This is a genomic window from Bradyrhizobium sp. LeoA1Lang (assembly GCF_055413685.1).
Genome location: NZ_JBVAPG010000047.1, coordinates 1 through 20978, shown reverse-complemented (window position 1 = coordinate 20978; position 20978 = coordinate 1). Strand labels below are relative to the sequence as shown.

The 20978-nt window shown below is 63.3% G+C and carries 23 protein-coding genes; 22 read left to right on the top strand and 1 reads right to left on the bottom strand.

The features are described from left to right. Positions 1-143: 143 nt before the first annotated feature. The gene (locus ACZYOF_RS17720) at positions 144-344 is read right to left on the bottom strand and encodes a hypothetical protein (RefSeq protein ID WP_130576959.1); all 201 of its coding nucleotides are present in this window, start codon (positions 342-344) and stop codon (positions 144-146) included. 529 nt (positions 345-873) lie between these two features. Here ACZYOF_RS17720 and ACZYOF_RS17715 point away from each other — a divergent pair. From ACZYOF_RS17715 to ACZYOF_RS17610, 22 genes are all read left to right on the top strand, one after another. Next, entirely contained in the window at positions 874-1239 is a 366-nt protein-coding gene (locus ACZYOF_RS17715) for an NADH-quinone oxidoreductase subunit A (RefSeq protein ID WP_027580654.1), read from the top strand. After that, entirely contained in the window at positions 1230-1820 is a 591-nt protein-coding gene (locus ACZYOF_RS17710; RefSeq protein WP_130576958.1) for a NuoB/complex I 20 kDa subunit family protein, read from the top strand. The genes ACZYOF_RS17715 and ACZYOF_RS17710 overlap by 10 nt, the downstream gene beginning before the upstream one ends. Positions 1821-1831: 11 nt before the next feature. After that, positions 1832-2440 carry an NADH-quinone oxidoreductase subunit C gene (locus tag ACZYOF_RS17705; RefSeq protein ID WP_394565910.1) on the top strand — a complete coding sequence of 203 codons (609 nt, stop codon included), beginning with the start codon at positions 1832-1834 and terminating at the stop codon, positions 2438-2440. 30 nt (positions 2441-2470) lie between these two features. Continuing rightward, positions 2471-2854 (top strand): four helix bundle protein, encoded by a 384-nt coding sequence (locus tag ACZYOF_RS17700; RefSeq protein ID WP_463716557.1) that lies wholly within the window; start codon positions 2471-2473, stop codon positions 2852-2854. Positions 2855-2909: 55 nt separating this feature from the next. Then, positions 2910-4106, top strand: coding sequence for an NADH-quinone oxidoreductase subunit D (locus ACZYOF_RS17695; protein WP_130576955.1), 1197 nt, complete (start codon positions 2910-2912; stop codon positions 4104-4106). Further along, complete coding sequence (locus ACZYOF_RS17690; protein WP_463716556.1) at positions 4106-5065, top strand: FkbM family methyltransferase; 960 nt, start codon at positions 4106-4108, stop codon at positions 5063-5065. The genes ACZYOF_RS17695 and ACZYOF_RS17690 overlap by 1 nt, the downstream gene beginning before the upstream one ends. Positions 5066-5076: 11 nt before the next feature. Beyond that, on the top strand, positions 5077-5688 hold the full coding sequence (gene nuoE / locus ACZYOF_RS17685; protein ID WP_130576953.1) for an NADH-quinone oxidoreductase subunit NuoE: 612 nt from the start codon (positions 5077-5079) through the stop codon (positions 5686-5688). Positions 5689-5729: 41 nt separating this feature from the next. Beyond that, on the top strand, positions 5730-5894 hold the full coding sequence (locus ACZYOF_RS17680) for a hypothetical protein (RefSeq protein WP_165420951.1): 165 nt from the start codon (positions 5730-5732) through the stop codon (positions 5892-5894). Positions 5895-5913: 19 nt separating this feature from the next. Next, positions 5914-7239, top strand: coding sequence for an NADH-quinone oxidoreductase subunit NuoF (gene nuoF, locus ACZYOF_RS17675; protein ID WP_130576952.1), 1326 nt, complete (start codon positions 5914-5916; stop codon positions 7237-7239). A gap of 5 nt (positions 7240-7244) precedes the next feature. Next, the gene (locus ACZYOF_RS17670) at positions 7245-7733 is read left to right on the top strand and encodes a hypothetical protein (RefSeq protein ID WP_463716555.1); all 489 of its coding nucleotides are present in this window, start codon (positions 7245-7247) and stop codon (positions 7731-7733) included. Between the two features lie 4 nt (positions 7734-7737). Then, entirely contained in the window at positions 7738-9813 is a 2076-nt protein-coding gene (nuoG, locus tag ACZYOF_RS17665; RefSeq protein ID WP_463716554.1) for an NADH-quinone oxidoreductase subunit NuoG, read from the top strand. A 10-nt stretch (positions 9814-9823) separates the two neighbouring features. Continuing rightward, on the top strand, positions 9824-10894 hold the full coding sequence (gene nuoH / locus ACZYOF_RS17660; protein WP_282528854.1) for an NADH-quinone oxidoreductase subunit NuoH: 1071 nt from the start codon (positions 9824-9826) through the stop codon (positions 10892-10894). 7 nt (positions 10895-10901) lie between these two features. Beyond that, positions 10902-11390, top strand: coding sequence for an NADH-quinone oxidoreductase subunit NuoI (gene nuoI, locus ACZYOF_RS17655; protein WP_027580664.1), 489 nt, complete (start codon positions 10902-10904; stop codon positions 11388-11390). 137 nt (positions 11391-11527) lie between these two features. Then, entirely contained in the window at positions 11528-12166 is a 639-nt protein-coding gene (locus ACZYOF_RS17650; RefSeq protein WP_130579987.1) for an NADH-quinone oxidoreductase subunit J, read from the top strand. Continuing rightward, a complete protein-coding gene (nuoK, locus tag ACZYOF_RS17645) occupies positions 12163-12471 on the top strand; it encodes an NADH-quinone oxidoreductase subunit NuoK (RefSeq protein ID WP_027537255.1) in 309 nt (102 codons plus the stop codon). Before ACZYOF_RS17650 ends, nuoK begins: the two co-directional genes overlap by 4 nt. Positions 12472-12478: 7 nt before the next feature. Continuing rightward, complete coding sequence (gene nuoL / locus ACZYOF_RS17640) at positions 12479-14551, top strand: NADH-quinone oxidoreductase subunit L (protein ID WP_463716553.1); 2073 nt, start codon at positions 12479-12481, stop codon at positions 14549-14551. Continuing rightward, positions 14551-16062, top strand: coding sequence for an NADH-quinone oxidoreductase subunit M (locus ACZYOF_RS17635; RefSeq protein WP_130579985.1), 1512 nt, complete (start codon positions 14551-14553; stop codon positions 16060-16062). The genes nuoL and ACZYOF_RS17635 overlap by 1 nt, the downstream gene beginning before the upstream one ends. An 11-nt stretch (positions 16063-16073) precedes the next feature. After that, positions 16074-17510 carry an NADH-quinone oxidoreductase subunit NuoN gene (gene nuoN, locus ACZYOF_RS17630; protein WP_282528856.1) on the top strand — a complete coding sequence of 479 codons (1437 nt, stop codon included), beginning with the start codon at positions 16074-16076 and terminating at the stop codon, positions 17508-17510. After that, entirely contained in the window at positions 17511-18323 is an 813-nt protein-coding gene (locus ACZYOF_RS17625; RefSeq protein WP_463716552.1) for a biotin--[acetyl-CoA-carboxylase] ligase, read from the top strand. Beyond that, positions 18323-19993 (top strand): ribonuclease J, encoded by a 1671-nt coding sequence (locus ACZYOF_RS17620; protein WP_394565901.1) that lies wholly within the window; start codon positions 18323-18325, stop codon positions 19991-19993. The genes ACZYOF_RS17625 and ACZYOF_RS17620 overlap by 1 nt, the downstream gene beginning before the upstream one ends. A gap of 56 nt (positions 19994-20049) precedes the next feature. Continuing rightward, positions 20050-20454, top strand: a complete 405-nt coding sequence (mce, locus tag ACZYOF_RS17615) for a methylmalonyl-CoA epimerase (RefSeq protein ID WP_130579982.1) — start codon at positions 20050-20052, stop codon at positions 20452-20454. 105 nt (positions 20455-20559) lie between these two features. Beyond that, positions 20560-20835, top strand: a complete 276-nt coding sequence (locus tag ACZYOF_RS17610) for a DUF1467 family protein (protein WP_130579981.1) — start codon at positions 20560-20562, stop codon at positions 20833-20835. The last annotated feature ends 143 nt before the right edge of the window (positions 20836-20978 follow it).

Genomic DNA, 20978 nt, shown 5'->3' with positions numbered 1-20978 from the left:
AAACGTGGGGGGCGATTTCGTCAGCGTATGCGCCGGATTGGTACAGGCTGTTCCAAACCGGGCAGGCCGTCAGCTTCGCAAGCCCACCAAACAACAAAGCCGCCCGGAGGCGGCCTTACGTGCCTTATCAGCAAATGCGCGGGTCAGCGGACCGTCGAGGTGCCTGAACTGGTAATCGCCACCGGCTTGCCAGCCTTCACCACCTGGGTCTGGGCGGTCTGGGTGAATTCCGAATTGTTGCGCGCGGCGATACCCAAGGCTGCGACCGCAATGCCCGCCACCAGCGCGACCACCACGATTTTCAGGTGGGTCGAGCGATCCGCCGAGTGAATTGAGTGGTTCATCTTGCGCCTCCGGGCGAGCTTTGCCGCCGCCTGTTGGGCAAAGAGGTACCCTTGGTCTGTTTCAGAATGGTTTCGCGGGTTCCCCAAAATGGTTTCATTGCTCGGCGGGATTGGTTTCGTGCGTGGCTGCAGGACGCCGGGGCTAAAGGAAAAAAGTCACAAGCGACGGAGGATTCCTTGGGGATAACGCCGCTACAGGGGGGTGGCGGGCCAACATGCCGTATCGGCCCGACAGGACCGCCGCGGTTCAACTAAACGAGAGGTGCGCAGAGATGGCCGGGCGATTATTGGCCACTGTGGATTTTGGCGATCGGGAGCTGCAAATCTGGGGCACGAACCTTCGAGGTCACGCGTTCTTCATCTTGGGCGAGAACGCGCGCTTAACACCGGTTGATCGGAGGCGGCCTAGCCCGACGGAGCTTTAAAATAGCTTGTCTTGCGCCCTCTGTTGCGCTGCGCTAAGGCTCAAGAATAATTCCAATGACACGAATCTGCGGCTGTCCGAAACCGCAGCAAGAAGGCACCGCCGATGAACGGCATCCTGCAGAATTATCTTCCACTTGTGGTGTTTATCGGGGTCGCAGCCGTGATCGGCCTGGCGCTCCTGATCGCGCCATTCCTGCTCGCATTCCAGCAGCCCGATCCGGAAAAGCTCTCCGCTTATGAATGCGGATTCAACGCTTTTGACGACGCCCGCATGAAGTTCGATGTCCGCTTCTATCTGGTGGCGATCCTCTTCATCATCTTCGACCTCGAAGTGGCGTTTCTTTTCCCCTGGGCGGTGGCGTTCGGAAAGCTGGGCGCGACCGGGTTCTGGTCGATGATGGTGTTTCTGGCCGTGCTGACGGTCGGCTTTGCCTATGAATGGAAGAAAGGCGCGCTCGAATGGGATTGAGCCCTACTGCCGCAACGTCCCGGCCGGCAATCGCGCCGGCGCCGAGGGGCATCCTTGATCCCGCCACCGGCAAGCCGGTCGGCGCCAATGATCCGTATTTCCGCGACATCAACCACGAGCTCTCCGACAAGGGTTTCTTCGTCGCGGCCGCCGACGACCTGATCACCTGGGCCCGTACCGGCTCGCTGATGTGGATGACGTTCGGCCTGGCCTGCTGTGCGGTCGAGATGATGCAGGTCTCGATGCCGCGCTACGACGTCGAGCGCTTCGGATTCGCCCCGCGTGCTTCGCCGCGGCAGTCGGACGTGATGATCGTCGCGGGCACGCTGACCAACAAGATGGCGCCGGCGCTGCGCAAGGTCTACGACCAGATGCCGGAGCCGCGCTACGTGATCTCGATGGGCTCCTGCGCCAATGGCGGCGGCTACTACCACTATTCCTATTCGGTGGTGCGCGGCTGCGACCGCATCGTGCCGATCGACATCTACGTGCCGGGCTGTCCGCCGACGGCGGAAGCGCTGCTCTACGGCGTCTTGCTGCTGCAGAAGAAGATCCGCCGCATCGGCACTATCGAACGCTAAGGTATTACGTCATGGACGACGCCAAGCTCGACGCCTTGGGGCAGACGATCGTTAGCGCGCTTCCCGGCGCGGCGAAGGCGCATTCGGTTGCGTTCAATCAGCTCACGGTTGATGTGGACGCGGAGAAGATCGTCGACGTCGTCAAGCACCTGCGCGACGATCCGGCCCTGCGCTTCGTCAACTTCACCGACGTGACCGCGGTTGACTACCCCGAGCGGGACAAGCGGTTCGACGTTGTTTATCACTTCCTGTCACCGACGCTGAACACACGCATCCGCCTGCGCGCGGAGGCCGACGAGAACACGCAGGTGCCGTCGATCATCGAGGTCTTTCCCGGCGCCGACTGGTTCGAGCGCGAGACCTACGATCTCTATGGCGTGATCTTCACCGGCCATCCCGACATGCGCCGGCTCCTGACCGATTACGGCTTCGACGGCCATCCGCTGCGCAAGGACTTTCCGCTCACCGGCTTCGTCGAGGTTCGCTACGACGACGAGGAGAAGCGGGTGGTGTACGAGCCGGTGCGCCTCAACCAGGAATTCCGCAAGTTCGATTTCCTCTCGCCTTGGGAAGGTGCGGATTATCCGCTGCCGGGCGATGAGAAGAGAAGTGGCGAATAGCGAATGGCGAGTGGCGAATAGGGATGATTGTTGAGCGACCCATCGATCAGCTCGTACCGGGACCTAAGGGTGTGGCAGGATGCCATGATCTTAGCGGAGTCCTCCTGCTATCGCTTGACGGGGCGATTTCCTCGCGACGAGCTGTTTGGCCTGACATCCCAGGTCAGGCGGGCTGCGGCTTCTATTCCCGCCAATATCGCGGAAGGTCATGGGCGCGAGAGTACAGGCAGTTTCGTGCAGTCGCTGCGCGTGTCGCAGGGCTCTCTGAAGGAATTGGAAACTCATCTCTTGCTGGCGGAGCGGGTCGGCATTCTGCCTGCATCCGAACTGGAACTGGTAATGGGGCGGTGCGAGAGTTTGGGCAAAATGGTTCGAGCGTTGATACGCTCCCTGCAGGACAAGTCCGCAAAATGACGTTCGCTATTCGCTACTCGCCATTCGCTATTCGCCAGGCAGCGGGAGCTGCACCATGAACGAGCAACCTCAAAACCTGCGCAACTTCACCATTAACTTTGGACCGCAGCATCCGGCCGCGCACGGCGTGTTGCGCCTCGTGCTCGAACTTGATGGCGAAGTAGTCGCGCGCGTCGATCCGCATATCGGGCTCTTGCATCGCGGCACCGAGAAGCTGATCGAGCACAAGACCTACCTGCAGGCGATCCCGTATTTCGACCGGCTCGATTACGTCGCGCCGATGAATCAGGAGCATGCCTTCTGCCTCGCGGCGGAAAAGCTGCTCGGCATCACGGTGCCGCGGCGCGGGCAACTGATCCGCGTGCTCTATTGCGAGATCGGCCGTATCCTGTCGCATCTGCTCAACGTCACTACGCAGGCGATGGACGTCGGCGCGCTCACCCCGCCGCTGTGGGGGTTTGAGGAGCGCGAAAAGCTGATGATGTTCTACGAGCGCGCCTCCGGCTCGCGCATGCATGCCGCCTTCTTCCGCGTCGGCGGCGTGCACCAGGACCTGCCGCCGAAGCTGATCGACGATATCGATGCGTGGTGCGACCCGTTCCTCAAAGTGGTGGACGACCTCGATACGCTGCTCACCGGCAACCGCATCTTCAAGCAGCGCAACGTCGACATCGGCGTGGTGTCGCTGAAGGAAGCCTGGGAGTGGGGCTTCTCTGGCGTGATGGTGCGCGGCTCGGGCGCGGCCTGGGACCTGCGCAAGGCGCAGCCCTACGAATGCTACGCCGAGATGGATTTCGACATTCCGATCGGCAAGAACGGCGACTGCTACGACCGCTACCTGATCCGCATGGAAGAGATGCGCCAGTCGGTGCGCATCATGAAGCAGTGCATCCAGAAACTGAAATCGCCCGACGGGCAGGGGCCGGTCGTCGTCGAAGACAACAAGATCGCGCCGCCGCGGCGCGGCGAGATGAAGCGCTCGATGGAAGCGCTGATCCATCACTTCAAGCTCTACACCGAGGGCGTGCATGTGCCGGCCGGCGAAGTCTACGCCGCGGTGGAGGCACCCAAGGGCGAGTTCGGCGTCTATCTCGTCGCCGACGGCACCAACAAGCCCTACAAGTGCAAGATTCGCGCGCCGGGCTTTGCCCATCTGCAGGCGATGGATCACATCTGCACGGGCCATCTGCTCGCCGACGTCTCCGCGATCCTCGGCTCGCTCGACATCGTGTTCGGAGAGGTCGATCGGTGATGGTGCAGCCGCCCATCCAGTTTGACCGCGCCTCAGGGGCTCTCGAAGGAGCCAACCTGTGGGAGCGGACGGCTGCGCTGGCGCTGTCGACCGGTTCGAAGATCTCCTCGCACTTTTCCCACATGGGCTACATCGCCTGCGCGAACCTGCTGCGCAAGACGCTGCCCGAGCGCAACATCGCCATCCGGCTCAATGAGGACGCGGTGTTCGAGTTTCCCTATGGCGACGGCTATTGGAGCAAGCTGCTCAACCGATCCTACCATTACGAGGACGAGCTCGAGCTCCTGTTCAAGGATTCCGCCGACGTCGACTACACGCTGATCGATTGCGGCGCCAATTACGGCTACTGGTCGGTGCTGGTCTCGAGCAAGCCGTTTGGTGCGCAAAAGGCGATCGCGATCGAGCCGTCGGGACAGAATTTCCCGAAGCTCGCGAACAACGCTGCGATCAACGGCAATCGCTTCGAGACGATGAAATGCGCGATCGGCGCAGGCAGGGGCACGGCGAAGCTCTCCGGCACCAAGCATGAGGCGTTCAGCATCGCCGGCGACCAGGCCGACGGCGAGGAAGTGCCGGTGATCGCGCTCGACAATCTGCTCGACGACGGCAAGATCGAGCTGAACGGAAAATATCTGATCAAGCTCGACGTCGAGGGCGTCGAGATCGAGGCGATGAAGGGCGGCGTCCGGCTGATGCAGGGCGACAGCGTGCTGCTGTGCGAGGAGCATGGCAGCGATCGCAAGCACACCGTGTCGCGCTACATCCTTGAAGAGACCCCGCTCAAGCTGATCGTCTACGATCCCAGCTCCAATCGCCTTGAAACCGTGACCGAGCTTTCGATCCTCGATCGCATCAAGGTATCGACCCATGTCGGCTACAACGTGTTCGGCACCGCAAGCGCCTTCTGGCAGGACCGGATCAGCGCGCTGAATGCGAAGACCGTTCGCCGCATGCAATGAGAGAGTAAAAAATGTCGGTCCGTCGCCTCGCCCCGAAGGAATTGCAGCCCGCGAGCTTTGCGTTCACGGAGGAGAATCTCGCTTTCGCCAAGCAGCAGATCGCGAAGTATCCGCCGGGACGTCAGGCCTCCGCGGTGATCGCAATCCTGTGGCGGGCGCAGGAGCAGAACGAGGGCTGGGTTTCGGAAGCCGCGATCCGCACCGTCGCCGACCTGCTCGAAATGCCCCACATCCGCGTGCTGGAGATCGCGACCTTCTACACGATGTTCCAGTTGCAGCCGGTCGGCAAGAAGGCGCATGTCCAGGTCTGCGGCACCACGCCATGCCGCCTGCGCGGCGCGGGCGATCTGATCGAAGTTTGCCAGCATCGCATCAGTCACGAGCCCTTCGAATTGTCGAAGGACGGCAATTTCAGTTGGGAAGAGGTCGAGTGTCTGGGCGCCTGTGTGAACGCGCCGATGGTCCAGATCTGGAAGGACACTTACGAGGATCTGACCAAGGAGAGCTTCGGCAAAGTGCTGGATGGTTTCGCCTCGGGTAATCCGCCGAAGCCGGGCCCGCAGGTCGACCGTCAGTTCTCGGCGCCGGCGGGTGGACCGACCACGCTGAAGGAAACCACATGAAGCCTGGTCTCGCATGGCAGCGGGCGGGAAGGGAGGTCGCGATGAAACACTGGCGTTACATCGCTCTCCACGCGGCGGTCGCCGCCGCGTTCATTTTCCTGCTGCAGCGCTATGGGCTGAACGCCTCGCTCGAATCCAGCCTGTTGTGGGCGCTGACCTTCGGCGGATGCGCTGCGGGGCTCGCTTACGCCCAGGCCAATCGTTGATGTTTGGAAAGTTCTAGGCATGCTCGACGACAAGGACCGCATCTTCAAGAACCTTTACGGCCTCCATGATTGGGGCCTCGAGGGCGCGCGCCGCCGTGGCGCCTGGGACGGCACCAAGGCGATTATCGACAAGGGCCGCGACTGGATCATCGCCGAGATGAAGGCCTCCGGCCTGCGCGGCCGTGGCGGGGCCGGTTTTCCGACCGGCTTGAAATGGTCGTTCATGCCGAAGGAATCGACCGACGGCCGGCCGAGCTATCTCGTGGTCAATGCCGACGAGTCCGAGCCGGGGACCTGCAAGGACCGCGAGATCATGCGGCACGATCCGCATCTCTTGATCGAAGGCTGCCTGCTCGCGAGCTTCGCGATGAACGCGCATGCCTGCTACATCTATGTCCGCGGCGAATTCATCCGCGAGCGCGAGCATCTGCAGGCTGCGATCGATCAGGCCTATGAGGCCAAGCTGATCGGCAAGGACAACGTCAATGGCTGGCCGTTCGACCTCTACGTCGCCCATGGCGCCGGCGCCTATATCTGCGGCGAAGAGACGGCGCTGTTGGAAAGCCTCGAAGGCAAGAAGGGCCAGCCGCGGCTGAAGCCGCCGTTCCCGGCCAATGTGGGCCTGTTCGGCTGCCCGACCACCGTCAACAACGTGGAGTCGATCGCGGTTGCACCGGATATCCTGCGCCGTGGCGCGGCCTGGTTCGCCGCGATCGGCCGGCCGAACAATGTCGGCACAAAGCTGTTCTGCATCTCCGGCCATGTCGAGCGGCCCTGCAACGTCGAAGAGGCGATGGGGATCCCGTTCCGCGAGCTGATCGAAAAGCACTGCGGCGGCATCCGCGGCGGCTGGGACAATCTGAAGGCGGTGATCCCCGGCGGCTCGTCGGTGCGCATGGTGCCGGCCGAGCAGATCATCGACACGCCGATGGATTTCGACTCCTTGAGCAAATTGCGCTCCGGCCTCGGCACCGCGGCCGTGATCGTGATGGACAAGTCGACCGACCTGATCCGGGCGATCGCGCGCATCTCCTACTTCTACAAGCATGAGAGCTGCGGCCAGTGCACGCCGTGCCGCGAAGGCACGGGCTGGATGTGGCGCGTGCTCACCCGCATGGCCGAGGGGCGCGCGCACAAGCGCGAGATCGACATGCTGCTCGAGGTGACGAAGCAGGTCGAGGGTCACACCATCTGCGCACTCGGCGACGCCGCGGCCTGGCCGATCCAGGGCCTGATCGCGCATTTCCGTCATGAGATCGAAGCACGCATCGACCAATATTCGCACAAGGCCGATATTGACGACGTCGGCGTGCTCGATCCCGCGCACATGGTGGCGGCGGAGTGATCTTGATGTCGCAACCAAGCTTCTGGTGGCAGAGATACGGGACGCTTGCGCAGATGGCGCAGGCGGCCGTGGCGCTGCTCGGCTTTGTTGCGATCCTGTTCCAGATCAACGAGCTACGCACCGGCAGTCGCGCCTCGAGCGCGCGTCAGGCGTTTCTCGGCTACACCGATCTTGCCTTCAGGAACCCGAAATATTCGCAACCGGACTATGAGCGGATCAAGGCGGGCAGCCAGGAGGACCAGGTGAAGTACGAGAGCTTCGTCTCGTACTTCCTCTATGCCTGCGAGGAGGCGATGTCGGCGTTTGCCAATCGGCGCGAATGGGCGGCTTCCTGCGACTACGATTTGAGACCGCATCTGCCGTTCCTCTGCGCCAAGGACACCGCCGAGCCGGCCTATCTCGCGACCTACAGCGCCGACACCCAGCAATGGGTTAAGGCTTCACTGAAGACCGCCAGCGTCGTGCCGCCCGACTGCAAGCTGGGAAAGACGTAAAGAAATGACCAAACTGATCATCGATGGCAAAGAGATCGATGTGCCGCCGGAATACACGCTGCTGCAGGCGTGCGAGGCCGCCGGCGCCGAAATCCCGCGCTTCTGCTACCACGAGCGGCTGTCGATCGCCGGCAACTGCCGGATGTGCCTCGTCGAAGTGAAGGGCGGCCCGAAGCCGGTCGCGAGCTGCGCCTGGGGCGTGCGCGACTGCCGTCCGGGCCCCAAGGGCGAACCGCCGGAAATCTCCACCCGCTCGCCGATGGTGAAGAAGGCGCGCGAAGGCGTGATGGAGTTCCTGCTGATCAACCATCCGCTGGACTGCCCGATCTGCGACCAGGGCGGCGAATGCGACCTGCAGGACCAGGCGATGGGCTATGGCGTCGACACCAGCCGCTTCGCCGAGAACAAGCGCGCGGTCGAGGACAAATATCTGGGCGCGCTGGTCAAGACCTCGATGAACCGCTGCATCCAGTGCACCCGCTGCGTCCGGTTCTCCGCGGAAGTGGCGGGCGCCCCGGAAATGGGCGCGACCGGCCGCGGTGAGGACATGGAGATCACGACCTATCTCGAACACGCCCTGACTTCGGAATTGCAGGGTAATCTCGTCGACATCTGTCCGGTCGGTGCGCTGACCTCGAAGCCCTATGCCTTCGCCGCTCGTCCCTGGGAACTCGGCAAGACGCAGTCGGTCGACGTCATGGACGGCGTCGGCTCGGCGGTCCGGGTCGACACCCGCGGCCGCGAGCTGATGCGGATCCTGCCGCGCATCAACGAGGCCGTGAACGAGGAGTGGATCTCCGACAAGACCCGCCACATCGTCGACGGCCTGCGTACCCAGCGGCTCGACCGGCCCTATATCCGCGAGAACGGCAAGCTCCGCCCGGCCTCGTGGCAGGAAGCCTTCGCAGCGATCGCGGCCAAGACCGGCCGGGTCGACGGCAAGCGGATCGGCGCCATCGCCGGCGACGTTGCCGCGGTCGAAGAAATGTTCGCGCTGAAGGAACTGCTGGCGAAATACGGCTCGTCCAACCTCGCCGTGCAGGGTGGCGATGCCTTCGATCCGAAGGCCGGCCGCGGCAGCTACATCTTCAACCCGACGATTGCAGGCATCGAGCGGGCGGATGCGCTCCTGATCATCGGCTCGACCCCGCGCAAGGAAGCCGCGATCATCAACGCCCGCATCCGCAAGCGCTGGCGCTCCGGCCAACTCAAGATCGGCGTGATCGGCCCGAAGGCGGACCTGACCTACGACTACGACTATCTTGGCGCCGGACCGGAGACGCTCGCGACGCTCGCCGCCGGCAAGCATTCCTTCGCCGACGTGCTCAAGAATGCCAAGAACCCGATCGTGCTGGTGGGCGCCGGCGCGTTCGCGCGCCAGGACGGCGCGGCGGTGCTGGCGCAGGCGGCGAAGCTTGCGGTCGACTTCGGCGCGGTGAAGGACGGCTGGAACGGGTTCGGCGTGCTCCACGATACCGCCTCCCGCGTCGGCGCTCTCGATATCGGCTTTTCGGCCGGCGCCGGCGGCTTGAATGCGGCGCGGATGACGACCTCCGGCGCGCTCGACGTGCTGTTCCTGCTCGGCGCCGACGAGATCAAGGTGTCGGACGGAACGTTCGTCGTCTATATCGGCACCCATGGCGACCGCGGCGCCCACCGCGCCGACGTGATCCTGCCGGGCGCGGCTTACACCGAGAAGTCCGGCATCTACGTCAACACCGAGGGCAGGGCACAGGTGGCCGCCCGCGCCGCCTTCCCGCCCGGGGAAGCGCGCGAGGACTGGGCGATCATCCGCGCGCTCTCGGACGTGCTGGGCAAGAAACTGCCTTACGATTCGCTGGCTGCCTTGCGCCAGGCGCTGTTCAAGGCGGTGCCGCATCTGATGCGGATCGACCAGATCGAGCCTGGCAAGGCCGACGATATCAAGGCGCTTGCGTCGAAGGGCGGAAGCGCCGACAAGGCGGTGTTCCAGAGTCCGGTCGAGGACTTCTATCTGACCAACCCGATCGCCCGGGCGTCCGCCGTGATGGCGGAATGTTCGCGCCTGGCCTCGGCGCGGATGCTGACGGCAGCGGAGTGAGCGTGACCTGATGGCTGATTTCTTCGCAAGCTCGTTCTGGACCGGCTTCCTCTGGCCGCTGATCATCATGCTCGCCCAGAGCGTGCTCCTGCTCGTCGTGCTCCTGATCGCGATCGCCTACATCCTGCTCGCCGACCGCAAGATCTGGGCGGCGGTGCAGATCCGCCGCGGCCCCAACGTGGTCGGTCCGTGGGGATTGCTGCAATCCTTCGCCGACCTTCTGAAGTTCGTGCTGAAGGAGCCGACGATCCCGGCCAGCGCCAACAAGGGCGTGTTCCTATTGGCGCCGCTGGTGTCCTGCGTCCTCGCGCTCGCCGCTTGGGCGGTGATCCCGATGGATTTCGGCTGGGTGATCTCCGACATCAATGTCGGCGTGCTCTACATCTTCGCGATCTCCTCGCTGTCGATCTACGGCATCATCATGGCCGGCTGGTCGTCGAACTCGAAATACCCGTTCCTTGCCGCGCTCCGCTCCGCGGCGCAGATGGTGTCCTACGAGGTCTCGATCGGCTTCGTGATCATCACCGTGCTGCTCTGCGCCGGCTCGCTCAATCTGTCCGCAGTGGTCGAAGCGCAGAACACCCGTGGGCTGGCCCACCTGATCGGCCTGCCGCAGCTCACGATCCTGAACTGGTACGTCTGGCCGCTATTCCCGATGTTCGTGGTGTTCTACGTCTCGTCGCTGGCGGAAACCAACCGTCCGCCCTTCGACCTCGTGGAAGCGGAATCCGAACTGGTCGCGGGCTTCATGGTCGAATACGGCTCGACGCCGTATCTTCTGTTCATGCTTGGCGAGTATGTCGCGATCACCACGATGTGTGCGCTGGCGACGATCCTGTTCCTCGGCGGCTGGCTGCCGCCGGTGGCGCTGCCGCCGTTCACCTGGATCCCCGGCGTGATCTGGTTCGCGCTGAAACTCTTCTTCATGTTCTTCATGTTCGCGATGGCGAAGGCGATCGTGCCGCGCTACCGCTACGATCAACTGATGCGGCTTGGCTGGAAGGTGTTCCTGCCGCTGTCGCTGGCGATGGTGGTGGTCGTGGCCGCTGTGCTGCAATTCGCCGGCATCGCGCCGAAGTGAGGCCGTCATGAATATCAACGCAACAGCCCGCTCGCTTCTGCTCTCGGAATTCGTCTCGGCGTTCTTCCTCGCCATGCGCTATTTCTTCAAGCCGAAGCCGACCATCAACTATCCCTTCGAGAAGAACCCGATCTCGCCGCGGTTTCGCGGCGAGCATGCGCTTCGCCGCTATCCGAACGGCGAGGAGCGCTGCATCGCCTGCAAGCTGTGCGAGGCGATCTGCCCGGCGCAGGCGATCACGATCGAGGCCGGCCCGCGCCGCAACGACGGCACCCGCCGCACCGTGCGCTACGACATCGACATGGTGAAATGCATCTATTGCGGCCTGTGCCAGGAGGCCTGCCCGGTCGATGCCATCGTCGAGGGACCGAATTTCGAATTCGCGACCGAGACACGCGAGGAACTCTACTATGACAAGGCCAAGCTGCTCGCCAATGGCGACCGCTGGGAGCGCGAGATCGCCAAGGCGATCGAGCTCGATGCGCCGTACCGTTGAGGTGAGGGCATGATCCTTCAGAACATTCCCACGTCATTCCGGGGCGCGGACAACGTCCGCGAACCCGGAATCCAGAGGTTGTCGTGCGAGATTCCGGGTTCGCGCGTTGCGCGCCCCGGAATGACGGGAGGGCAGCAATGATCCTTCCCGCACTGTTCTTTTACCTGTTTGCCGCGGTCTGCGTGGCGTCGGCCGTGATGGTGGTTGTGTCGCGCAACCCCGTTCATTCGGTGCTGTATCTGATCCTGGCCTTCGTCAACGCCTCGGGCCTGTTCGTGCTGATGGGCGCCGAGTTCCTGGCGATGATCCTGATCGTCGTCTATGTCGGCGCGGTCGCGGTGCTGTTCCTGTTCGTGATCATGATGCTCGACGTCGATTTCAGCGAGCTTCGCGAGGGCTTTCTCGAATACCTGCCGGTGGGTCTCGTGATCGGCGGCATCTTCATGTTCGAGCTTCTCTTGATAGTCGGCGCCTGGGTGATCAACCCCGCCGTCACCAAGACGATCACCGCGGCGATCCCGACCAATGTCTCCAATACCGAGGCGCTCGGACTCGTGCTCTATACGAAGTACATCTTCTACTTCCAGCTCGCCGGCCTCGTGCTGCTCGTCGCGATGATCGGCGCCATCGTGCTGACGCTGCGCCACAAGACGAACATCAAGCGGCAGAACATCACCGTGCAGAACGCGCGCACGCCGGAAATGGCGATGGCGCTGCGCAAGGTGTCGTCGGGGCAGGGGCTGCAGGAAGCTGATGCGGCGGAGTGGGTGAAATGACGATCGGGCTCGGACACTATCTCGCGGTCGGCGCGATCCTGTTCACGCTCGGGATCCTCGGCATCTTCCTGAACCGCAAGAATATCATTGTCATCCTGATGTCGATCGAGTTGATCCTGCTCTCGGTCAACATCAACCTGGTGGCGTTCTCGACCTTCCTCGGCGACATCGTCGGCCAGGTGTTCGCGCTCCTGGTGCTCACCGTCGCGGCCGCGGAGGCCGCGATCGGGCTTGCCGTCCTGGTGGTCTATTTCCGCAACCGCGGTTCGATCGCGGTTGAAGACGTCAATCTGATGAAGGGCTAACGCGCCGATGTACCAGGCAATCGTCTTTCTGCCGCTGCTCGGCGCCATTCTTGCCGGCCTGATTGCGATCGTCGGCGCGCATGGACGCAATCCGAGCGGCGACACCGTCGAGCATCACGATGACGGGCATGGCGCGGACGCTCACGCTGCCGAAGCCCATGACGCGCACGGTCATGATGATCACGGCCATGACGATCATCATGCTGCCGAACCGCCGGCCGCCGGCTCCCGCGCGGCCGAACTGATCACGACCGGACTGTTGTTCGTCTCGGCTGCGCTGTCCTGGTTCGCACTGGTCGATGTCGGCTTCCTGCACCACGACGCCCGCGTCACGCTATTTCCGTGGATCACCTCCGGCGACCTGCAGGTCTCCTGGGCGCTCCGGATCGACACGCTGACCGCGGTGATGCTGGTGGTCGTCAACACCGTGTCCTCGCTCGTGCACCTCTATTCCATCGGCTACATGGACGAGGACCCGTACCGGCCGCGCTTCTTCGCCTATTTGTCGCTGTTCACCTTCGCGATGCTGATGCTGGTGACCGCGGACAATCTGGTGCAGATGTTCTTCGGTTGGGAAGGCGTGGGCCTGGCGAGCTACCTGTTGATCGGCTTCTGGTATCAGAAACCGTCGGCCAACGCCGCCGCGATCAAGGCCTTCATCGTCAACCGTGTGGGCGATTTCGGCTTTTTGCTCGGCATCTTCGCGGTGTTCGCGCTGATCGGCTCGACTGATTTCGACACCATCTTCGGCGGCGCCGCAGGCCTGACCGGCAAGACCATCAATTTCTTCGGCTGGCATGTCGATGCGCTGACGCTGACGTGCGTTCTCTTGTTCATGGGCGCGATGGGCAAATCGGCGCAGTTCCTGCTGCACACCTGGTTGCCGGACGCGATGGAAGGCCCGACCCCGGTCTCGGCCCTGATCCATGCCGCGACCATGGTGACCGCCGGCGTCTTCATGGTGGCGCGGCTGTCGCCGCTGTTCGAGCTCGCGCCGAACGCGCAGGCCGTGGTGATGTTCTTCGGCGCGACCACCGCGTTCTTTGCCGCGACCATCGGTCTGGTACAGAACGACATCAAGCGCATCGTCGCCTATTCAACCTGTTCCCAGCTCGGCTACATGTTCGTGGCGATGGGAGCGGGGGCCTATTCGGTCGGCATGTTCCATCTGTTCACCCACGCCTTCTTCAAGGCGCTGCTGTTCTTGGGCTCCGGCTCCGTGATCTACGCGATGCATCACGAGCAGGACATCCGCAACATGGGCGGGCTGTGGCGAAAGATCCCCTATACCTACGCGGTGATGGTGGTCGGCACGCTGGCGCTGACCGGATTCCCGCTGACCGCGGGCTACTTCTCCAAGGACGCGATCATCGAGTCGGCCTATGCCTCGCACAATCCGTTCGCGTTCTACGGCTTTCTGCTGACCGTCTTCGCTGCCCTCCTGACCTCGTTCTATTCCTGGCGTCTGATCTTCAAGACCTTCCACGGTACGCCGCATGACGAGGAGCACTACGAGGCCGCGCATGAGAGCCCGATCTGGATGTTGATCCCGATCGGCGTGCTCGCGGTTGGCTCGATCGTGGCCGGCTTCCCGTTCAGGGAATTGTTCGCGGGCCACGGCATCGAGGAGTTCTTCCGCGACTCCGTGAAGATGAATCCGCATATCATCGAGGAAATGCACCATATCCCCGAGACGATCGCCTTCCTGCCGACCGTCATGATGGTGCTGGGCTTCCTGATCTCGTATCTCTTCTACATCAGCCGGCCGTATCTGCCGGTCGAACTCGCCAAGCAGCAGCCGATGCTTTACCAGTTCCTGCTCAACAAGTGGTATTTCGACGAGCTGTACGATCTGATCTTCGTGCGGCCCGCGAAGTGGATCGGCTACACCCTCTGGAAGAAGGGTGACGGCGCCATCATCGACGGCTTCGGACCGGATGGCGTGTCGGCGCGTGTGCTCGACGTCGCCCGTAACGCCGTGAAGATCCAGACCGGCTATCTCTACCACTACGCCTTCGCGATGCTGATTGGCGTCGCCGGCCTGATCACCTGGTTCATGTTCGGCCTGGGAGGCCAGTGATGACGACCTGGCCTATCCTTTCCGTTGTTACCTTCCTGCCGGCGCTCGGCGCGCTCTTGGTCTATCTGCTCGCACGGGGCGGGGATGAAGCGGCAAACCGCAACGCCCGCTGGATTTCGCTGTGGACCACGCTGATCACCTTCCTGATTTCGTTGATCCTGGTGGTGCGGTTCGATCCGGCGAACGCCGACTTCCAGTTTGTCGAGAAGGCGTCGTGGCTCGCCACCGGCATCAACTACCACATGGGCGTCGACGGCATCTCGCTGCCGTTGCTGATCCTGACCACCGCGGTCATGCCGTTCTGCATCATCGCGAGCTGGAAATCGGTCACGCAGCGCGTGAGCGAATACATGATGGCGTTCCTGATCCTGGAAACGCTGATGGTCGGCACCTTCTCGGCGCTCGACCTCGTGCTGTTCTACCTGTTCTTCGAAGGCGGCCTGATCCCGATGTTCCTGATCATCGGCGTCTGGGGCGGCCCGCGCCGGGTCTATGCCTCCTTCAAGTTCTTCCTCTACACGCTGCTCGGCTCGGTGCTGATGCTGCTTGCCATCATGGCGCTGTACTGGAATGCGGGCACGACCGACATTCCGACCCTGATGCACACCGCCGTGCCGCACAACCTGCAGAAGTGGGCCTGGCTCGCGTTCTTTGCCTCCTTTGCGGTGAAGATGCCGATGTGGCCGGTGCACACCTGGCTGCCTGACGCCCATGTCGAGGCTCCGACCGCGGGGTCGGTGATCCTGGCGGCAATCCTTCTGAAGATGGGCGGCTACGGCTTCCTGCGCTTCTCGCTGCCGATGTTCCCGCTGGCGTCGCACGACTTCGCGCCGCTGGTCTTCACGCTGTCCGTCATCGCCATCATCTACACCTCGCTGGTGGCCCTGATGCAGGAGGACATCAAGAAGCTGATCGCCTATTCGTCCGTCGCCCATATGGGCTTCGTCACCATGGGCGTTTTCGCCGGGACCATGCAGGGCGTCGCCGGCGGCGTGTTCCAGATGATCTCCCACGGCATCGTCTCCGGCGCGCTGTTCCTCTGCGTCGGCATCGTCTACGATCGCATGCATACCCGCGAGATCGCCGCCTATGGCGGCCTGGTGAACCGGATGCCGCTCTATGCGCTGGTGTTCATGGTCTTCACCATGGCCAATGTCGGCCTGCCCGGGACCAGTGGCTTCATCGGCGAGTTCATGACGCTGCTCGGCACCTTCAAGGTGTCGCTGCCGACCACGGTGCTTGCGACCACCGGCGTGATCCTGTCCGCGGCCTATGCCTTGTGGCTCTATCGCAAGGTGGTGTTCGGGGCGCTGGTCAAGCCGTCCTTGATGAGCATCAAGGATCTGACGGCGCGCGAATGCCTGATCCTGTTCCCGCTGGTGGCGCTGACCATCCTGTTCGGCGTCTATCCAAAGCCGGTGCTCGACATGTCCGAGGCTTCGGTCCAGCAGCTCGTCAATAATTACAACACCGCCGTGACTGCCGTGAAGGCAGCCGCGCTGCTCCAGTAAGGCCTTAACCCATGAGCTTCTCGAGTGCAGGTTATCAGTTGCAGCCGGTGCTGCCCGAGCTCGTGCTCGCGGTCGGCTCGATGGTGCTGTTGATGATCGGGGCCTATCGCGGGCAGGGGACGACCCGGCTCGTGACCACGCTTGCGACGTTGCTGCTGATCCTCACCGGCGTGCTCATACTGATGCTGCCGTCCGGCAAGCTTGTGACCTTCGGCGGCAGCTTCATCGTCGACGACTTTGCCCGCTTCCTGAAGATACTCGCGCTGATCGGCTCGGCCGCAACCCTGATCCTGTCGACGGAATTCCTGTCCGATCCGTCGCGCCGCATCTTCGAGTATTCGATCCTGGTGCTGCTCTCCACCCTCGGCATGATGGTGCTGATCTCGGCGGGCGACCTGATCGCGCTCTATCTCGGCCTTGAGCTGATGAGCCTCGCGCTCTACGTCGTCGCCGCCAGCCACCGTGACAACGCCAAGTCAACCGAAGCCGGCCTCAAATATTTCGTGCTGGGCGCGCTTTCCTCGGGCATGCTGCTCTATGGCGCCTCGCTGATCTATGGCTTCACCGGCACCGTCAGCTTCGCCGGCATCGCGGCGGCGGCCACGACCGGCACGCCCGGCATCGTGTTTGGGCTGGTGTTCCTGCTCGCCGGCCTCTGCTTCAAGGTCTCGGCGGTGCCGTTCCACATGTGGACGCCTGACGTCTATGAGGGTGCGCCGACGCCGGTCACGGCGTTCTTTGCCTCCGCACCGAAGGTCGCGGCGATGGCAGTGTTCACGCGCGCGACGCTGACCGCATTCCCCGGCATCGTGCCGCAATGGCAGCAGATCCTGGTGTTCGTCTCGATCGCCTCGATGGCGCTCGGCTCGTTCGCCGCGATCGGGCAGAAGAACATCAAGCGCCTGATGGCCTACTCCTCGATCGGCCACATGGGCTTTGCGCTGGTCGGGCTCGCCGCTGGTACGGTGGAAGGCGCGCAGGGCGTGCTGATGTACATCGCGATCTACGTCGCGATGACGCTCGGCTCGTTTGCGATCATCCTTGCGATGAAGCGCAATGGGCAGGCGGTCGAGCAGATCAGCGATTTTGCCGGGCTCTCGCGCACCAATCCGCTGCTCGCCTTCTTCTTCGCGATGCTCTTGTTCTCGCTTGCCGGCATTCCGCCGCTCGCGGGCTTCTTCGCCAAGTGGTACGTGTTCGTCGCAGCGATCAAGGCCAACCTGTTCACGCTCGCCGTCATCGGCGTGCTCACCAGTGTGGTGGGCGCCTACTACTATCTCGCCATCATCAAGACGATGTATTTCGACGAGCCGGTCGGCAAGCTCGACCCGGTCCGGATCGAGTTGCGCGGGGTGCTGGCAGTCGCGGGCCTCTTCAACATCTTCTTTTTCGCCTATCCGGGACCGCTGGTCAGCGTTGCGACCGCCGCGGCGAAGTCGCTGTTCTAGATGCCGTTCACGCTTGGTCATCGCGCCACTTCCGCCGGCTACAGGCTAGCCGCCTTTGACCAGATCGGCTCGACCAATGCGGAAGCTCTATCCCGCGCCCGCGAAGGCGAGCGGGGGCCGATCTGGTTCGTCACGCCGGAGCAGACGGCGGGGCGCGGCCGGCGGCAGCGGGCCTGGATCGCGCCGCGCGGCAATCTCGCCAGCAGCATCCTCGAGGTGGTGGACGTGGCGCCCGCGGTCGCGGCGACGCTCGGCTTTGCCGCGGGGCTGTCGCTGGAGGCGGCGCTGCAGAAAGTGAGCGTCGAGGCAGTGCTGCGTCTGGGCCGGGCGGATGCGCTGAAGTTCTCGCTGAAATGGCCGAACGACGTGCTGGCCGGGGACAAGAAGCTCGCCGGCATCCTGCTCGAGGCCGAGATCGTGGCCGGCGGCGGCCTTGCGGTCGTGGTCGGCATCGGCACCAATGTCGTGGGGGCGCCAGAGGGCACGCCGACGCCCGCGACCTCGCTCGCTGCTCTTGGCGTGCATGTCAGCGCCGAGGAACTGTTTGCCGCGCTTTCGGACGCCTGGGTGGAATTCCGCGGCATTTGGGACAATGGCCGCGGCTTTTCGGAAATCCGTCAGCTTTGGCTCGAGCGTGCCGCCCGGCTGGGGGAGAATGTGGCGATTCGGACGGGGAACGCTATTCTCGAAGGCACGTTCGACACCATCGATGAGACAGGTTGCATGATTATCCGGCTGCCCGACGGCAAGCACGTCCCCGTAACCGCAGGCGAGGTCTATTTCGGCACGACGGCCTCGGTGGGATCGGCCTGATGGCGCGGCCGGATGAACTGACTTTTGCGCCGCTCGGCGGCGTCGGCGAGATCGGCATGAACCTGTCGATCTATGGGCTCGGCAACCGCCACCAGCGGTCCTGGCTCGCGGTCGATCTCGGCGTCTCCTTCGGCGACGAGGAGCATCTGCCCGGCATCGACCTGATCATGCCCGACATCTCGTTCCTGGAGAAGGAACAGCAGAACCTGATGGGCCTCGTGCTGACGCACGCCCATGAGGACCACTTCGGCGCCATCATCGATCTCTGGCCGAAGCTGCAGTGCAAGATCTACGCGACCAAGTTCAGCGCGGCGCTGTTCGAGGCCAAATGCGCCGCCGAGCGCAACCCGCCGAAAATCCCGATCACCGTGGTGCCCTCTGGCGGGCGCGTCGATATCGGCCCGTTCAATGTCGAATTCATCCCGGTCGCGCATTCGATTCCCGAGTCGCATGCGCTCGCGATCCACACCGAGGTCGGCACGGTCTTGCACACCGGCGACTGGAAGCTCGACCCCACGCCGACCGTCGGTCCGCCGACCGATGAGAAACGCTTGCGCGAGCTTGGTGACGCCGGCGTGCTGGCGCTGGTCGGCGATTCCACCAACGCCGTGCGCGACGGGCGTTCGCCCTCGGAAGCCGAGGTGTCGAAGACCATCGCCGAACTGGTGAAAGGCGCGAAGGGCCGCGTCGCGGTGACGACCTTTGCCTCCAACGTCGCTCGCATCAAGGCGGTTGCCGACGCTGCGCGGGTGGCGGACCGCGAGGTCGTGGTGGTCGGCCGCGCCATGGACCGCGTGGTCCAGGTCGCGCGTGAGACCGGCTACCTCGATGGCGTGCAGAATTTCCGCGGGCCCGATCTCTACGGCCATTTCCCGCCCGACAGGGTGCTGGCGATCTGCACCGGCAGCCAGGGCGAGCCGCGCGCGGCGCTGGCGCGGATCGCCAAGGACGATCATCCCGAGATCACGCTCAACAAGGGCGATTGCGTGATTTTCTCCTCCCGCACCATTCCCGGCAACGAGAAGGCGGTCGGATCGATCATCAACGACCTGGTCGAGCAGGGTATCGAGGTCATCACCGACCGCGACCATCTGGTCCACGTCTCCGGCCACCCGCGCCGCGACGAAGTGCGCGACATGCTCTCCTGGGTGCGGCCGCAAGTTCTGATCCCCGTGCATGGCGAGGCGCTGCATCTGCACGAGCACGCCAAGCTCGCGCGTGCCGCGGGCGTGCCAAGAGTCATCGAGTGCCGCAACGGCGACCTGGTCAAGCTCGGGCCCGGCGAGCCCGGGATCATCGCTGAGCTGCCCTCGGGGCGCCTCTACAAGGACGGCATCATTCTGGAGGACGCCAAGTCGCGCGCCGTGGTCGAGCGGCGGCGGTTGGGATTTGCCGGCTGTGCCTTCGTTGCGATCGCCATGACGGCGCAGGGGGAATTGGCCGAGGATCCGGAGGTCGACCTGGTCGGCGTGCCGGAGAAAAATACCGCAGGCGAGGCGCTCGACGAGATCGTGTTCGATGTGGTGGTATCGACGGTGGAAAGCCTGCCACGGGCGCGCCGGCGCGACCCGGATTCGGTCGCGGAATCGGTGCGCCGCGCCGTGCGCGGGACCGTGAACGAGCATTGGGGGAAGAAGCCGATCTGCCTCGTTCACGTGTTGGTGGTCTGACGCCTGTTCGGCGAAGGCGGCGACAAGAACAAGCGTAACTACGAGGGAGAGACAACATGCTGGGCCGGCTCAACCACGTCGCGATAGCGGTCAAGGACGCCAAGAAGGCGGCCAAGATCTACGGCACGGCATTCGGCGCCGAGATTTCGGATGCGGTGCCGTTGCCGGAGCACGGCGTCATCACCGTGTTCGTGACCTTGCCCAACACCAAGATCGAGTTCATCGAGCCGCTCGGCGATGCTTCGCCGATCGCAAAATTCGTCGATCGCAATGCCGACGGCGGCATCCATCACGTCTGCTATGACGTGCCCGACATCATCGCCGCGCGCGACCGGCTGATCGGCGAAGGCGCGCGCGTGCTCGGCGACGGCCAGCCCAAGATCGGCGCCCACGGCAAGCCGGTGCTGTTCTTCCACCCGAAGGATTTTTCCGGTGCGCTGGTCGAGATCGAGCAGGCATAGCGCCGGATTGGTTCTGATTGCATCAGAATCGATCAGGCTCTAGCTTTTACTTTGGCGCGTTTTCTTGACGCGAACCGGCATCCACTTCGCTTGAAAACGTAGAGCATGGCCTACAGCATCTCAACCGCATTCGCGATCTACTTCGTCTTGTGGTGGGTCGTGCTGTTCCTGACGCTGCCGTTCGGCGTGCGCAGCCAGCACGAGGAGGGCGGGGGCGTTGAAGGCACTGATCCCGGCGCGCCGATCATGGCGCGGATGGGCCGCAAGCTGCTCTGGACCACGCTGATCTCCGCGGTCATTTTTGCTGTTGCGATGTGGGCCTACAACGCCGGCTATCTCAGCATCGAAAGATTGTCGAAGCTGATGGGTACGCCATTTTAGCGCACGTTGTTTTTTAGACTAGCATTACAGTTGTCTTTTTGTTTTGAAGTGCGCGCGCTGGGCGGCGGCCTGGTGAGCTCTACGCCAAAGTGACCATGCGATGATGTGTGCGGGTTGGATTCGCTTTCGAGCGAGTCTGATGG